At 45.5% G+C, this 15,705-nt stretch carries 13 protein-coding genes and 1 riboswitch; of the genes, 5 read left to right on the top strand and 8 right to left on the bottom strand.

Features of this window, described 5'->3' with window-relative positions:
- Positions 1-306: 306 nt before the first annotated feature.
- Positions 307-627, bottom strand: coding sequence for a 2Fe-2S iron-sulfur cluster-binding protein (locus AZ46_RS20810; RefSeq protein ID WP_029283830.1), 321 nt, complete (start codon positions 625-627; stop codon positions 307-309).
- A gap of 338 nt (positions 628-965) precedes the next feature.
- A complete protein-coding gene (locus AZ46_RS20805; protein ID WP_029283828.1) occupies positions 966-1,829 on the bottom strand; it encodes a helix-turn-helix domain-containing protein in 864 nt (287 codons plus the stop codon).
- Positions 1,830-1,960: 131 nt separating this feature from the next.
- On the opposite strand from AZ46_RS20805, the gene AZ46_RS20800 reads away from it, so the two are divergent.
- From AZ46_RS20800 to AZ46_RS20780, 5 genes are all read left to right on the top strand, one after another.
- Complete coding sequence (locus AZ46_RS20800) at positions 1,961-3,313, top strand: MATE family efflux transporter (protein WP_029283826.1); 1,353 nt, start codon at positions 1,961-1,963, stop codon at positions 3,311-3,313.
- Positions 3,314-3,544: 231 nt separating this feature from the next.
- On the top strand, positions 3,545-4,828 hold the full coding sequence (locus tag AZ46_RS20795; RefSeq protein ID WP_029283824.1) for an ammonium transporter: 1,284 nt from the start codon (positions 3,545-3,547) through the stop codon (positions 4,826-4,828).
- A gap of 142 nt (positions 4,829-4,970) precedes the next feature.
- A complete protein-coding gene (locus tag AZ46_RS20790; RefSeq protein ID WP_029283822.1) occupies positions 4,971-5,732 on the top strand; it encodes a carotenoid biosynthesis protein in 762 nt (253 codons plus the stop codon).
- Positions 5,725-6,384, top strand: a complete 660-nt coding sequence (locus tag AZ46_RS20785) for a lysophospholipid acyltransferase family protein (protein ID WP_029283820.1) — start codon at positions 5,725-5,727, stop codon at positions 6,382-6,384. The genes AZ46_RS20790 and AZ46_RS20785 overlap by 8 nt, the downstream gene beginning before the upstream one ends.
- An 18-nt stretch (positions 6,385-6,402) precedes the next feature.
- The gene (locus tag AZ46_RS20780) at positions 6,403-7,881 is read left to right on the top strand and encodes a phytoene desaturase family protein (protein WP_029283818.1); all 1,479 of its coding nucleotides are present in this window, start codon (positions 6,403-6,405) and stop codon (positions 7,879-7,881) included.
- A gap of 60 nt (positions 7,882-7,941) precedes the next feature.
- Here the strand turns inward: AZ46_RS20780 and AZ46_RS20775 are convergent, their stop codons facing one another.
- The 6 genes from AZ46_RS20775 to AZ46_RS20745 form a co-directional block, all read right to left on the bottom strand.
- Entirely contained in the window at positions 7,942-9,396 is a 1,455-nt protein-coding gene (locus AZ46_RS20775) for a protein adenylyltransferase SelO (RefSeq protein WP_029283816.1), read from the bottom strand.
- 292 nt (positions 9,397-9,688) lie between these two features.
- Entirely contained in the window at positions 9,689-10,504 is an 816-nt protein-coding gene (locus tag AZ46_RS20770; protein WP_029283814.1) for a MetQ/NlpA family ABC transporter substrate-binding protein, read from the bottom strand.
- Positions 10,505-10,572: 68 nt separating this feature from the next.
- Positions 10,573-10,679, bottom strand: a riboswitch (SAM riboswitch).
- A gap of 145 nt (positions 10,680-10,824) precedes the next feature.
- On the bottom strand, positions 10,825-11,658 hold the full coding sequence (locus tag AZ46_RS20760) for a phytoene/squalene synthase family protein (protein ID WP_029283810.1): 834 nt from the start codon (positions 11,656-11,658) through the stop codon (positions 10,825-10,827).
- Complete coding sequence (locus AZ46_RS20755) at positions 11,651-13,126, bottom strand: phytoene desaturase family protein (protein WP_029283808.1); 1,476 nt, start codon at positions 13,124-13,126, stop codon at positions 11,651-11,653. Before AZ46_RS20755 ends, AZ46_RS20760 begins: the two co-directional genes overlap by 8 nt.
- Positions 13,123-14,646 carry a phytoene desaturase family protein gene (locus AZ46_RS20750; protein WP_029283807.1) on the bottom strand — a complete coding sequence of 508 codons (1,524 nt, stop codon included), beginning with the start codon at positions 14,644-14,646 and terminating at the stop codon, positions 13,123-13,125. Before AZ46_RS20750 ends, AZ46_RS20755 begins: the two co-directional genes overlap by 4 nt.
- A 157-nt stretch (positions 14,647-14,803) precedes the next feature.
- Entirely contained in the window at positions 14,804-15,685 is an 882-nt protein-coding gene (locus AZ46_RS20745; protein ID WP_029283805.1) for a hypothetical protein, read from the bottom strand.
- Between the last annotated feature and the right edge of the window lie 20 nt (positions 15,686-15,705).

Raw genomic sequence — 15,705 nt, 5'->3', positions numbered from 1 at the left:
CGGCGGACCAGCTTTGATAAAGGGTCTTATCCTTCCGCTTATTGACCTTTCACGGCGGACCAGCTCTGATGAAGGGTCTTATCCTTCCGCTTATTGACCTTTCAAAAAGGACCAGGTCTGATGAAGGGTCATATCCTTATGCTTATTGACCTTTCACGGCGGACAAGCTCTGCTGAAGGGTTATATCTCACTGCTTTTGTGACCTTCACACCAAGGCAGCAGCACTGAAGGGTCATTAATATTTTTTCAGCATAATGCTCAAAAAAAAACACGTCGGGAAATGTTATCCGACGTGTTTTACAATTTTCATTCTTCCGGCCTTGGCCCCGCATCAATGCCTCTGCTTTCAACCGTCATAATCGGCCTGCATGTGACATCGCCGTTCACGCGGATCTGGCAGGAAAGGCGCAGATGATCCTCCACTCCTTTTTCCGCAAACGCGTTTCGTTCTGTATTTGTTAAGTCTTCAAAATCACCTTCGAGAATCTCTACGCGGCAGCTTGTGCATTTCGCTTTCCCGCCGCAGCGGTGGAGAATGTGCACTCCATTATCCTCAAGTGCTAAAACAAGTTTCTTTCCCATTTCTGTTTCAAATGAGCCGTGGCCCGGCACGTTAATTGTCGGCATGTTTATTCCTCCATTGGTTTATGTTTTTATGAACCATCAAGCCGTGGGTTTTCCGATTTGATGGCACTTATCTCCGAGTTCGGTACCATCAAACCAGCGTTTCTCCCGTTTGATGGCACTTATCTCCGAGTTCGGAACCATCAAGCAAGCGGTTTTCCGATTTGATGGCACTTATCTCTGCGATTGGAACCATCAAGCCAGCGGTTTTCTGGTTTGATGGGACTTATCTCCAAGTTCGGTACCATCAAGCAAGCGTTTCTTCCGTTTGACGGCCCTTATCCCCGAGACCGGAACTTCAGTATCATCCTGACCTATTATCGGTCTTATTCATACATGTTTTATTTTTTCCTTGATACTATCTTTCGATATTCAAGTGGTGAAACTCCTTCCAGCCGCTTAAATATTTTTGTGAAGTAGGCGGGATCCTGTATGCCGGACTCTTTTGCAATGAATGAAATTTTATCGTCAGTAGTAGACAGAAGACGCTTCGCCTGTTCCATCCGGTACTGGGTTAAGTACTGTACAGGGGTGACGCCCATTGTTTTCTGCATGCATCTTGTGATGTAATCGGGATGAAAGTGAAGTTCCTTTGCAACGTCCTCCATCTTCTTTTCTTCTTTGTAATGTTTCCTGATATAACGCAGCGTGTCTTCCACTACTTTTTCAGCCGCACTTGAGATCTTAAGTGATTCTTTTTGGAGATGAAGAACGATTTCCTGAAAATAAATCTGCTGCCTCAGCGGAAAATCAGGCGTCTGATGATCAAGGCGAGTAATGTTTTCAAAGATTTTTTCAACAAAATCGCGATGCAGGCATTCCCCGAAAGCCGGAATTTTAAATTGAAATTGGGGCGGAACGACAAAATCTCCGTCACGCGTCTGGATTTCTGCCCAATTTTCATACCCATCCCTGTACAGTGAAAAAGCACCTTCCATTTTGAAATGGCACCAAAAGACTCTTGTATCTTCTTTGCAGCTTTTATGTCCATAGTGTTCGAAGCCTGGAGTTAAGATGATGAACTGGCCGTCTTTTATTGTAAATGGTTCGCTGTTTTCCGTTATGTAAAGCTCTCCCGACTGGACATAGATCAGATCAAAGACGGTAAAAATGCGCTTAAAGTGCTTGGATCCCTTTTTAAAAATCGCATCCCCGCCTTTTATAAAAGTTGGAAATGGAGGAATGTCAAAACCGATGTAGGACATGGCGCTCTCTCTCTTCAGGTCGTATTTTTCCAAAAATGATCGAAATCATCTCTTTTTATTATAGAAGATCATCTGTAAACTAGTAATGATTTTACGTAAGTTTTTGGGAAGGAGGATGTTTTTTGCCTCAACTGAAGAAAGATCGAAAATTGACATTATTTGCTCTTACCTGGCCTATTTTTATTGAGCTGTTTCTTCACATGCTGATGGGAAATGCCGACACCCTGATGCTCAGCCAGTATTCAGACAACTCGGTTGCAGCCGTCGGAGTCGCTAATCAGATTCTGAACATATTAATCGTGATGTTCGGTTTTGTTGCAACGGGAACGATCGTCCTGATTACACAGAACGTCGGTGCCGGCAACAGCAGAAGCGCCCTTGAGATTTCGCAAGTATCCATTGCAGCCAATCTGGTTCTTGGCCTGATTATCGGTGCAGCGGTCATTGCTTTCAGCGAAAACATGCTCATGATGATGAATATCCCGCCTGCCCTGATGGCAGAAGCTGACTATTACCTAAAGATGGTCGGAGGGCTCTGTTTCCTCCAGGCGCTTATCATGACCATTGGAGCTGTGCTTAAGAGCTACGGATTTACAAAAGATACGATGTATATCACAATCGGCATGAATATCCTTAATGTCATTGGAAATTATCTGTTTATTTTCGGTCCATTCGGCATTCCGGTTCTTGGAGTGGAGGGTGTTGCCCTTTCGACTGTTGTATCAAGGCTTGCGGGACTGATTGCTATTTCTTATCTCCTTGTAAAGCGGATTTCATTCCAAACGAAGGCGCTGGATGTTTTCAAACTGCCTGCTGCCCACCTGAAAAATCTGCTGAAGATCGGGGTGCCGTCCGCAGGCGAGCATCTTGCCTACAACGGATCCCAGATTGTCATTACCATTTTTATTACCATGCTTGGAGCTGAAGCGCTGACAACAAAGGTGTATGCTCAGAACCTGATGATGTTCATCTTCCTCTTCAGTCTCGCCATCAGCCAGGGAAATCAGATTCTCATCGGACAGATGACAGGAGCTAAAGAATATGATCAGGCTTACTCCAGATGCATGAAGTCGCTGTACTGGGGAATCGGCACATCGGCCGTCATTGCTGTCATATTCAGCATCTTTACTGACAGCCTGTTCGGAATTTTCACAGATAACACCGAGATTCTGCAGACAGGAGCTGTCCTGCTTCTGCTGACCATTATCCTTGAACCCGGCAGAGCTTTTAATCTGATCATCATCAGTGCGCTGAGAGCCGCAGGAGATGTAAAGTTCCCTGTATATATGGGTATTTTGTCCATGTGGGGAATCAGCGTTCCTCTTGCCTATGTGCTTGGGATTCAGTTTGAGCTGGGTCTTGCAGGTATCTGGATTGCTTTTATTGCTGATGAATGGCTGAGAGGCATTCTTATGCTTATAAGATGGAAGTCCAGAGTCTGGATCAATAAAGGATTTGTTTTACATTCAAAAGCAGCAACCTGACATCCGGCGGTTTCGCCGGATGTTTTTTCGCGTCAGCTTATGTGACGTAAATTGTAACCGCTATCAAAAAACACACAGGAAATTAGTCCTTGTTTTTTATTATAATTTTCAGAAAAATGCTTGCTTTCTGCATACTCTTGCCATATGATAATAAACATAACAACAGGTGTTATATTTCCTAACATGAAAATCAGTCTTTATTATCTTTTATTAAAAGGAGTGTGTTGAGGAATGGATGCTGTCGTGCTAATGGATAATTTATGGGTCGTCATTGCGGGTATACTTGTTTTGCTCATGCAAGGAGGATTTATTCTTCTTGAAGCGGGATCTACCCGGATGAAAAACGCCGGCCATATTGCGGGCAAGACGATTTTCACAGTTGGAATTGCCTCTCTTGTGTTCTGGGCAGTAGGGTACGGGTTCATTTACGGTGATGGCAACAAGTTTATCGGTCTTTCAAACTTCTTTTACGGAGATGCTTCTCCAGCAACTGACGGGCTGACCACTTCCGTTGATTTCTTTTTCCAGCTCGCCTTTGCAGCGATTGCCCTGACAATTGCCTTTGGCGGATTTGCAGAACGCGCTAAACTGTCTGCATATGTTATCTTCGCAGTCTTGTTCTCTGCATTGATCTATCCGGTTGTTGCCCACTGGATTTGGGGAGCCGGCTGGCTTAAGGATTTAGGCAAGCAGGACTTCGCAGGATCTACAGTTGTCCATTTAACTGGTGCAATGGCAGCACTCGCTGCAACGATTGTGTTAAAGCCAAGACTTGGAAAATACGCTAAAGACGGCACAATGAATCAACTTTTCGGCCATAACCAGGTGTACACGGCTCTTGGCGTTTTAATCCTTTGGGTCGGCTGGTTCGGATTTAACGCAGGAAGCACATTCGGCGTATCAGACGGATTTTTCGGATATGTAGCATTAAACACGCAGCTTGCAGCTGGTGCAGGTGCCATCGCAGCGATGATTGCGGTCCGTGTAATGACCGGAAAAGCTGATATTCCTACAACTTTAAATGGCGCTCTTGCCGGACTTGTCGCAATCACTGCCTCCTGTGCATTTGTTGCCCCGTGGGCAGCCGTTGTCATCGGACTTGTCGCCGGTGTTCTTGTCTACTTCAGCATGAAGCTGTTTGATAAAGCGAAAATTGATGATCCGATTTTCGCCCTTTCCGTTCACGGTGCGGCAGGCGTCTGGGGTACACTATCCACCGGTTTCTTCGCTACTCCGGAGCTTGCAGAGCGAAACGGAGGACTTGCAGGACTGTTCTACGGCGGAGGCCTCACACAGCTGGGCGTTCAAGCCATCGGCATTCTCTCATGTGCCGCTTATGCGTTCATCGTGTCTTACGTCATCCTGATTGTGATGAAAAAGGCCATGGGCACAATCCGCGTGACAGAAGAAGAAGAAATGATCGGTCTTGATATGAGTGAGCACGGCAGCTACGGCTACCCTGAATCATTCGCTTCTTTAGAAGAAGGCAAACCTGAGAAAAAAACAACAGCTTAACAGAGTGGTTTAGAGCGGTGTGATGCCGCTCTTTTTTTTGTGCAGAAAAATCTGTTCAGCCCCTCTGCGCACGGCCAGAGCGCGTTTCCTTGTACATCCTCCTGCGGTTTCTTATAATCAGAGTAGAGAGAGAGGTGCACAAATGAAAATTGATCAGTCCATCTATTATTTTTTCCTTTTCTGGTATGCGTGCGGTGTTGTTCTTTTAAGCTTTGATATTCTTCCTCCCGCCCTGGAATGGGCAAATGTGGTGTTCCTGATAGCTGCAGGCTTGATCGGAGGCATTTATTTCGTCCGTTCATACGGAACTTCAAAAGGACTTTCCATTTCTGCAATCATCGTCTTTTTCTCCATTTTTGCAGAGCACCTCGGCGTTGAGTACGGTATTTTGTTTGGCGACTACTACTACACGCAGGATTTCGGCCCTAAACTGATCGGCGTTCCCATCGCCATCGGATTTGCATGGCTGATGGTGATCGCCTCGTCGCATGCACTTGCCAAAGTGATCGCCTATAAGAAAAATGTGCTGATCTATGTTCTCACTGGCTCTTTGCTTGCGGTTCTGATGGATCTGATCATTGACCCTGTAGCCTACGAGGTTAAAGAATACTGGGTATGGCAGGCAGAAAGTTTTTACTACAACATTCCCTTTTCCAATTTTGCTGGATGGTTTATTGTCGCATTCATTCTGCATGCTTTCATCTACTTTCTTGTACATAGCGAAATGAACAAAAGCGGCATTTGGCACAGCCGGATGGTCCTTGTTTTCATTCTGATGCAGGCCATGTTCATCCTATTGGCGCTGATCAGCAAACTGTGGCTTGCCGTTACGGCCACCCTTGTGCTGACTGCTGCAGCGCTTGCTGTTTACTATTATTCTTTAAAGAGGTTCACTCATGATTGAAGCTGCCAAAAAGCCTTACTTTGAAAAGTTGTTTTTCCTTTATAACAGGCAGCTGTTTAAGCGCCATTTTAACGGGATTTACCTCGATGGTCCTGCTGAGCTGCCGGATCAGGCTATCATCTGCATGAATCACAGTTCATGGTGGGACGGTCTTCTTCTTTTCCACTGCAACCAGGTAAAAATAAAACACGATATCTATATCATGATGCACGAAAAAGGACTGAAGGAATTCCCCTTTTTCAGAAAGCTCGGCGCGTTTTCTGTTAACCGAGGGAAACCGAAAGACATTGTGCTTTCTCTTAAGTATGCCGGCAGAAAACTGGATGAGGGCAAGTCCGTCTGTCTTTTCCCGCAGGGGGATGAAATGCATCTCGAGAAGCGCCCTCTCGGCTTTTTGCCCGGGGCCATTTCATTGCTTGAGAAACACCCTCACGTTCCGGTCCTTCCCGTCATTTTTTACTATTCTTTTGGAGACCGGAAAAAGCAGGATCTTTTCGTCCGCATCTGTCCTCCCATTACATACAAAGAACTTACAGGGATATCCCGTAAAGAAAAGAACAGTTGTTTTGAGGAGCTGTTTACGAAAGAACTCGATTTCCTGAGGAATCAGGTCATCGAAAAGAACGTAAGCCATTTTGAAAATGTGCTGTAGAAGAAAGGTCGTTGCCCTATGAAAAAAGCAGTCGTTATCGGAGCCGGTCTTGGAGGGCTGTCAGCGGCCATTACTCTTGCAGCCGAAGGCTTTCAGGTGGATGTGGTGGAGAAAAACAGGCATGCAGGCGGAAAGCTGATGCCTGTTTCCCTTTTAGACTATCATTTTGACTTTGGTCCAAATACGATTACCATGCCACAGGTTTTTGACCGAGTGTTTTCAAAAGCAGGCATGAGGATGAGTGACGTTCTGAACATGAAAAAGCTTGATGTTCATACGCGCAACGTTTTTAGTGATGGAACGGTCTTTGATTTTACAAGCGATTCCGCCGCCATGAAAGAGCAGCTGAAGAAAATCGATCCGTTCGCCGCACAGCATTATGATGAATTTCTAAAAGAAATCACAAGATTGTACAAACTGTCGGAAACGCACTTTTTCCCAAAAATGTTTCAGTCGTTTGCAGACTACCTTTCACCTTCCCTTGGAACAGCGCTGCTGAAAGTCCGGCCGCTCGAGTCCATGCATCACTTTTTCGGCAGATATTTTAAAAACCCTGAGCTGATCAAGGCATTTGACCGGTATGCAACATACATCGGTTCCTCTCCGTATATCTCCCCTGCCACGTTTTCAATGATTGCTTATCTTGAGCTTGTGCAGGGCGTTTTTTACGCAGAAGGAGGGAATGTAAAAATTGCAGAAGGATTTAAGTCGGCTGCAGAAAAACTTGGCGTGCGGTTTCATTTCGGGTCAAAGGTGAAAAGGCTTCAAGTGCAAAATAAGAAGGTGTCATCTGTTCTGCTTGAAGACGGACGATCTTTTCAAGCGGATGAGGTCATCATGAATGCCGATCTGCTTCAGGCTTATCCTGAATTTGTTGACGAGCAGCACCGTCCGGGATTTAAAGTTTCCAAGCGCGACAGCTACCAGCCGTCCATCTCTGCATTTGTTATTTTGGCCGGCCTGAAAAAAAGACATAGGGAGCTGCTGCATCATAATGTCTTTTTCTCAAAGGATTATAAAGAGGAATTTATTGATCTGTTTTCAGAGCATCGGTACAGCAGCGATCCGACCATCTACATCAGCAATTCCTCGTATACTGATAAAAGCGTATCCCCGTCAGGAGATAATTTGTTCATCCTGGTCAATGCCCCCGCTCTTACAAGAGATGGTGAGCTTTCTTCCGATGCAGAAGCCTACAAGGAACGGATCTATGATATTCTGGAGGAAAAAGGACTCGAGATCAGGAGTCAACTTGCCTGCGAAAGAGTGATAACTCCACTTGAAATCGCTGACACCTTCGGAGCATACCGCGGAGCTCTTTACGGCATCTCAGCCAACAGAAAAATGGATGCCTTCCTCCGCCCTTCCAATTTTTCAAAAGACATCCGCAATCTTTCCTTCGTTGGCGGCAGCACCCATCCCGGAGGAGGTTCACCAATGGTAACCTTGAGCGGAATGAACGTCGGAGAGGCTGTTGCTTCGAGGTACAGAAACTAAAAAACTGTTTCCCTGAATGCGGGAAACAGTTTTTTATTAGCTCATTGCTGCTTTATGATTTCACGTACCGCAATAAGTCTTGTAAGGCTGGTCGCCACTCGGAGGAAGCTTGCAGTATTCTTCCTGTTCCGGGGAGTACGCATAAGGATTTTCCAATACACGCAGCAGCTTCTCAGTCACACTGTAATCTCCATCTGCCGCGGCTGCAATCGCCTCTTCTACCCGGTGATTGCGGGCAATGACTGCGGGGTTGCTGTTTTTCATCAGCTGCAGCGAATCCTCTTTTGATTGCGTCTGCCTGCCCAGCCGCTCTTCCCAAAGACGGTTCCACTTTCCGAACTCCTCTGATTGAAACAGGGCAGATTCCCCGTATGAACCAGTCGTGAGCGACCTGAATGAATTTGTGTAATCCGCACGATGCTTCTGCATCATCTTCAGCCATTCCTGAACGAGAGATCCGTCCTCTTCTTCCTGATGGAACAATCCTAATTTTGCCCTCATTCCATTAAGCCAGTTCTGCTTATATAAATCACTGTACGCTGAGAGGGCATCCTGCGCGATCTCAACCGCCTTTTCCTCATCCTCATGAAGCAGCGGCAAAAGTGATTCTGCCAGTCTCGCAAGGTTCCAGCCGCCGATGTAAGGCTGATTGCCGTATGCATAGCGACCGTTTACATCAATGGAGCTGAATACGGTTTCAGGATCATATGTGTCCATGAAGGCACATGGTCCGTAATCGATCGTTTCTCCGCTGATTGTCATGTTGTCGGTGTTCATGACACCGTGAATAAATCCTGCAAGCTGCCATTTCGCAATGAGGTCAGCCTGCCTGTCAATCACTTTCTTTAAAAAAGACAGATAGGCGTTTTCACTTTCATCAATCTCCGGATCATGCCGCTTAATTGCATAGTCAGCAAGCGCCTTTAAATCCTCTATGCTTCCCCAGTTAGCCGCATACTGGAAGGTGCCAACCCTGATGTGGCTTGAAGCGATCCGGGTCAGAACCGCACCAGGCAAAAATGATTCCCGGATGACAGGGTCTCCCGTTGTGATCACTGCAAGACTCCGTGTCGTCGGGATGCCAAGGCCATGCATGGCTTCACTGATGATGTACTCCCGAAGCATCGGACCAAGAGCAGCCCGGCCGTCGCCTCCCCGGGAGAATTTTGTCCTTCCTCCGCCCTTCAGCTGAATATCGATTCGTCTTTCATCCGGCGTCAGGTGTTCACCAATCAGGATTGCCCGGCCGTCGCCAAGCATAGTAAAATGGCCAAATTGATGACCTGCGTATGCTTGTGCAAGCGGCTCTGCACCGTCCGGAATCCGGTTTCCTGCAAAAACGTCCGCATCCTTTTTTAATGTGTCAGCACCGAGCCCGAGAGAAGCAGCCAGTTTTTCATTGAATAGCACAATCTCAGGAGAACTTGCCGGAGCCGGTTTCTGACTGGCAAAAAAGAGTGACGGAAGACGCATGTAGCTGTTGTCAAAGTTCCATCCGCTGGTTAATTTTTTCATCCTGTCTCCTTTTCTATCCTTATTTGGTTATTTTCTGTTATGACTCAATTATTTCAGAGGAAGCGGAATTACTCAAGAAAGAACAAAAGCGCAAGCGCCTTGAACAGATCCGATAGGCAGATAAGAATCCGGCAGAAAAGTCCGGGTTTGACTTTTTTGCTGGATTTGTTCTGACAGAGGATCTAGGCGGTGGAGCTGGACGCAGAACACGTTTTAATGTTTTTTACAGCCCATTTTTTATAATTTCCATCAGAAAAACAGCCCGAAACGGACTGTTTTCATTCTGCTCTATTCATTTCCCTTCCATCCACTCTGGCTTTCCAAATCCTTTAAAATCTTTGTCTATCGCTTTCTCAAACTCGTCTGATTCAACAACGTCTTTAATATCCTCAGCGATTTCAGATTCTGCGTCTTTTGTATTCATCACAACACGATTGCGGTGCACGTCATTCATATTCTCCAGAGTCACCGCATCCGCAAGGTCCATTTTAGCCGCAAGGGCAAAGTTCCCCGGCACGGCAGATAGGTCGGCATCTTCTCCAGCTCTTGGAAGCTGCGCAGCTTCAATCGGAAGGAACTTCAGTTTTTTAGGATTCTCTGTCACATCTTTTTCAGATACTTGAAGCGGGCTGACCTCTTCATTTAACTGAATCAGTCCTGCGTCCTTCAGAATATGAAGCGCCCTGGCAGCATTCGTCGGATCGTTCGGAATAGCGACAGACGCACCCTCTTTGACTTCATCAATGTCCTTTACTTTATCTGAATATAATCCCATTGGAGCCGTCGGCACTGTGATAATTTCCGAAAGTTCCAGTTTGCTTTGCTCAGCAAATGTTTCCATGTAAATTTTGTGCTGAAACAGGTTGGCATCGAGTTCATCATTGCCCAGGGCATTATTGGGCTGAATATAATCGTTGAACTGAACAACCTCAACTTCATATCCCTTTTTTTCAAGACCGGGTTTAATAGCCAGTTCCACCATATCTGTGTAGGGACCGGCTGATGCGCCGATTTTAATTTCTTTTTTCTCTCCGTTTGTTTCTTCTGCGCCGCACGCAGACAGGATTCCCGCTCCTGCTACTAATAATGCCAACACCATTTTCTTCATGTCTTTTTCCCCCTAGATTGAATAAAAAAATTCCTCCTTCATTCAGAAAGAGGAATCGTATGTATGACGACTTATCTTTCAGAATGAAGGACATTCTGCAGGATTTAGCACCGTTCCATTTAAGGAGGTTGCCGGACGTCGCAGGGCCTGTTCCCTCAGTCACTCTTGATAAGCAAGCTATTAAATTGAATAACGTAATCTTATACTGCGTAATGGGTTCTGTCAATCATTATTTTAGAATAATCAAAATAGTGAGATTAACAGACTGCCAAAAAGCACCGTCCCGATGAAGACGGTGCAGCGCTGAGCTGTGTTCAAAATCAGATTTGCGAAAGAATCGCATGTTTTTCTTCACTTGACACAAAATTCCGCTCACCGAACACATTGTAGTCATTCAAGCGGATTTTATTAAGGATTGCACGGTAGAAGTGTCCGGCAGCTTTCACAGGTGCGCGGGAATGCAAAGGATATTCATGCATAGTCAGCATCGCTGTATCGTAATGCTTTTCCGCTTCTGCGGCAAGATGCTCCCACACTCTGATAAATTCAGGGGTTACCTTCTGCTGCTGCAGATCAAATTCGGTCATTTTATGTTTTGCCATTACCTCTTCAGGGACGTAAATGCGGCCGCGTTCGAGATCTTCTCCGATATCCCTGAGGATGTTCGTCAGCTGCATGCCGAGTCCAAGAGCGATAGCCCCTTCGCGAAGAACGTTTGTCTTCTTCGGAGCAAGCACCGGCAAAAGCATGAGGCCGACTGTGCTTGCAACGTGATACGAATAATCAAGCACTTCTTCCATAGACTGATAGCGGATTTTGACAAGATCCATTCCCTGGCCTTTAATCATGTCCCGGAAGGCTTCCACATCCATATCGTAATTGGTGAATGTATCGTGCAGGGCCACCCACATGAAATTATCTTTAGAGTAATCCCCTCTTAGAAAAGAGTCGAATTCAGCCGTGAATTCCATTAACTCTTCACTTGGCCTCTCTCCCTCGTCTACGATGTCATCGACGATTCTGCAGAAGGCGTATACAGCCCACACTGCTTTTCTTTTTTTAGGAGGCAGAAGCGAAAAAGCTTTATAGAAAGTTTTAGAATGATGCCGGATGACTTCTTCACATTGCTGATAGGCCTGTTTTAAATCAACCACTCAGACTCACTCCTTCCCTCTCTTTGTTTTGATGATCGGATAAGATGGCAGAAACCATCAGCTTCGCCCCCTGCATAACGATCGGGATCCCGCCTCCGGGGTGGATCGAAGCTCCTGCTGCATAAACGTTTGTGAGCTTGGATGGTTTAACCTGCGGTCTGAACACGCCGGATTGGAACAAAGTCGGAGCGATGCCGAAGCTTCCTCCCTGAAAGAGTCCTTCCATTTCTTTGTCATCCGGTGTTCTGACTTTTTTCCACTGGATTGACTTTCTGAGACCGGGAAATCCTCTTTCTTCAAGCTGATCAATAACCTTTTCAACAAAACCTTCCTGTTCCCCCCAGTTGATCGAGCTGCCTGATGGCACCGGCACAAGTGCGTATAAAACGCCGTGGCCCTCGGGTGCAAGTGAGGAATCGATTACAGAAGGATGAAATGCGTAGATGGAAGGATCTGACGGAACTTCTTTCGTTTCAAAGATTTCTTTCATATGCTGCTGAAAATTCGAGCCCATAAAAAACTGATGCACAGGTGAATCCGTGTAGACTTTGTCCAGTCCGAAGTAAAGCAGAACACAGCTGGATGACGCCGTATAGTTTCTTGCAGGCATTGACTCCTTTGGAATCATCTTTGATGCGCCTGGAAAATCGCCGTTTAAAACAAAGGCATCCGCCTTGACTTCTTCTCCGTTTACAATCAAAGCCGCTGCTTGATCGCCCTCTGTCACTACTCTTTCAACATTAGCATTTTTCATCACCTTTACGCCAGAATTTAGAAGGGCATTTTCAAGAACCGTTACAAGAGAAGCATAACCGCCTTTCAGATAATAAATGCCATGCTTGTGCTCGCTGAATGAAATGAGCGAATAAAGGGCCGGTGAATCAAGCGGATTGCCTCCAATATAAAGTGTCTGCAGGGAATAGGCCTGCCGGATTCTCTCATCCTGAAAATAGGCTTTTAACGAGTTGTTTACAGATTTATAAGCTTTCAGGTGCACGAGCGTTTTCAGGTTGTTGCGCGTCCAGAACGTTCGCTTATCGTGAAAGGATTTCTCGAGAAACTGGTCCTTACCAAGGTTGAAGCGGATTTCCATGTCTTTCATGAACTGAACGAAGCCCTCTTCATTTCCCGGAAAGTTCTCCTTTATCTCCTGGATCTGCCGTTCAATGGAATTATATTTTGTGTACGAAGACCCGTCTTTAAAGTGCAGTTTATAAAGCGGATTGATATTGATTAATTCGTACTGATCACGGCTAATTCCTGCTTCATTCAAAATGGATGTGAGCATTTCCGGCAAAAGAACAATTGTCGGGCCCTCATCAATCCTGTACCCCTGCTCTTCTGTAAAGGCAAGCCTTCCTCCAAGTCTGTCTCTCTTTTCAAACAAACTGACCTCATATCCTTTTTTCCTGAGCATCAGAGCTGAAATAAGCCCGCCAATGCCGCCGCCCGCTATTGCAATTTTCATAGTGCATTCCCCAATTTCTTTTCAGATTTGATTGGTACAGCATGACTGGTTTCGTTCAATATGGCATTGGTCGTGATCCTTGCTGATTCTAGGATGGTTGGAAGCCCGCTGCCCGGATGAGTTCCTCCTCCGACAAGCCAGCAGTTGTTCAGCTCTTCAAATTTGTTGTGGGGTCTGAGCACCATCATCTGTGTCAGCTGATGGCCTAAATTAAAGGTTGCTCCTTTATAGACAAGAATGTCTTCTTCCCAGTTCTTCGGCGTAATGATTTTTTCCGTTTCAATATGATTTTTCAAGTTTTTAAACTGCGTTTTCCGTTCAATTGTCTCAAACACCAGTTCCCGGAACTCTTCCTGATGCTGTTCCCAGTCAATATTGCTGAAGTTGTTTGGTACCGGGGCAAGTATGTAAAGCGCAGACTTGCCTTCAGGCGCCAGAGTATCATCTGTTGCAGCCGCATTCTGAATATAGATGGACGGATCCCCTGACAGCTTGAGGGTTTTCGTGATTTCCTCTACGTTTCTCTTATAATCTTCAGAAAAAACGATTGTATGGTGAGGCAGATCATATTTTTTATCGAGACCGAGGTAGATCATGAAGGTTGAACAGGAGTATTTTTTCTTCTCCAGTTTTTCTTTTGAGAATTTCTTTAATGTACCCGGTTCAACGAGATTTGACATAACGTGGGCGAAATCGCCGTTGATGACGACTTCATCAGCAGCTGCTGTCGTTCCGTCTTCAAGAATGACGCCTTTCACATCCTTGCCTTGGAGCAGCAGTTTTTTCACTCCTTTTCCGAGGTGGATCGTGCCCCCGTGCTCTTTAAGCACAGCTGCCATTGCTTTTGACAGCTGGTTTACTCCGCCTCTTGGATGAAAAATGCCATATTCATGCTCCATAAAAGAAAGGATCGAAAATGCGCCTGGACATTCCCATGGTGACATGCCAAGATACTTGGACTGAAACGTAAAGGCATATTTGACTCGTTCGTCTTTAAAATACTGAGATAGAACATCGTAAAGTGATTTGGTAACCGTCAATTGCGGAAGAGCCTTGATGACCTTCCAGCTCAAGTAATGACTGAAGCGGTCCATTTTGCTTTGCAGAATCGGAGTCAATGCCGCCATTTTTCTGCGCGTATCGTTCATGAACCTGTTATAGCCTTTGCCGTCCCCCGGCGAAAACTCTTCTAATCTCTCGACCATTTTTTCCGGATTTTTTGTCATTTTTAAGGACTGATCGTCAAAAATCAGTTCGTACATTTCTTCAAGTTCAATCATGTCCATATAATCATGAAGGTTTCTCCCGGCTGAAGCGAAAATCTCTTCAGCAATATGGATCATGCTCAAAAAGGTCGGCCCCATATCAAACGTGAAGCCGTCCAGTTCAATGGAAGCATTGCGCCCCCCGACATATGGCTGTTTTTCATATACGTCTACCTGGTACCCCTGACTCGCTAAATTCATGGCAGCTGCCAAGCCGCCAGGCCCTGCACCGATGACTATGATTTTTTTAGCCATGTTTACTCCTCCTAATTCCTGTACAACAGTTATACAAACATTATACAATTCAATTTATTAAAACACAATCAATTAGGTTCTCCCTTTTTTTACTATTCCCTAATAGGAACGATTTCAGCAGCTTTTCAGATCATTTGACGCACAGAAAAAAGCCCGGCTATTTAGCCGGACTCGTTTCTATCATATTCACCGTTGCTTCAAATGTCAGGATTTCGTTCTCCCAAACGGCATTTCCCTTCATGACCTGATCTTTCAGTCCCAAAGGCACAACATAAACGCCGTTCACTGGTCTGAGCTCCTTCACTTCTTCTCCTTCGAGATAATAGATCTCAAATTCCGGTTCTCCTTCTCTGTTAGCAGCACTCAGCGTGAAAGTGTTTGAATAATAGGTATCAAGCACATCACCTTTCAGGCTGTCTGTATAATATGGATCCATTTCCTTAGTACAGCCTTTAACTTCAACCTTGCAGTATTTGGGCTTGATAGACTCAAGCGTTTTCTCATTCCATACGACCGATATAACCGGTGGTTTGGACAAGTCCGGTAAGTCGTCATCTTCCTCTCTGCCGCTGTTCCATATGGCCATAAATAAGGGGACTCCAATACAAACAAGAACAAGTGCAACAAATGCAGTGTCCCATTTCGTTCCTTTCACCGGCTCATGCTTACTGTGATACAAAAGCCATTCATCAAACAGAAAATATAAAAACCCTGCGAAAACAGTCAGGAGAATTCCATAAACCTCCCGAAAAATAAAAAAGCCGGCAACCGCAGCAGATAAGACGTGAATAGAAAAGTTCAGAAGCCTTCTGCTCTTGCCCTTGTTGCGCACTATGTAATAGGAGACGATGCTCACAGGCAGCCCAACAGCCACAATAAAGCCCCCGGCAGCCAAGAGAAAAACCGGCATCATCATCCATGCATCCCAATAATCCAAATAACCATTAACAGCACCAGAAATAAGGCTCAACAGAAGGAATGTCAAGCTAAGGCCAAAAGCTGCCAAGACTGCACTCAAGATTTTTTTATAAAACATCATCTTCACCCCGCTCCTAATTT

It is taken from the genome of Metabacillus indicus LMG 22858, from assembly GCF_000708755.2.
GTDB classification, from domain to species: domain Bacteria; phylum Bacillota; class Bacilli; order Bacillales; family Bacillaceae; genus Bacillus_P; species Bacillus_P indicus.
The sequence above is the reverse complement of the archived record's forward strand: the minus strand, read 5'-3'. Positions and strand labels throughout refer to the sequence as shown.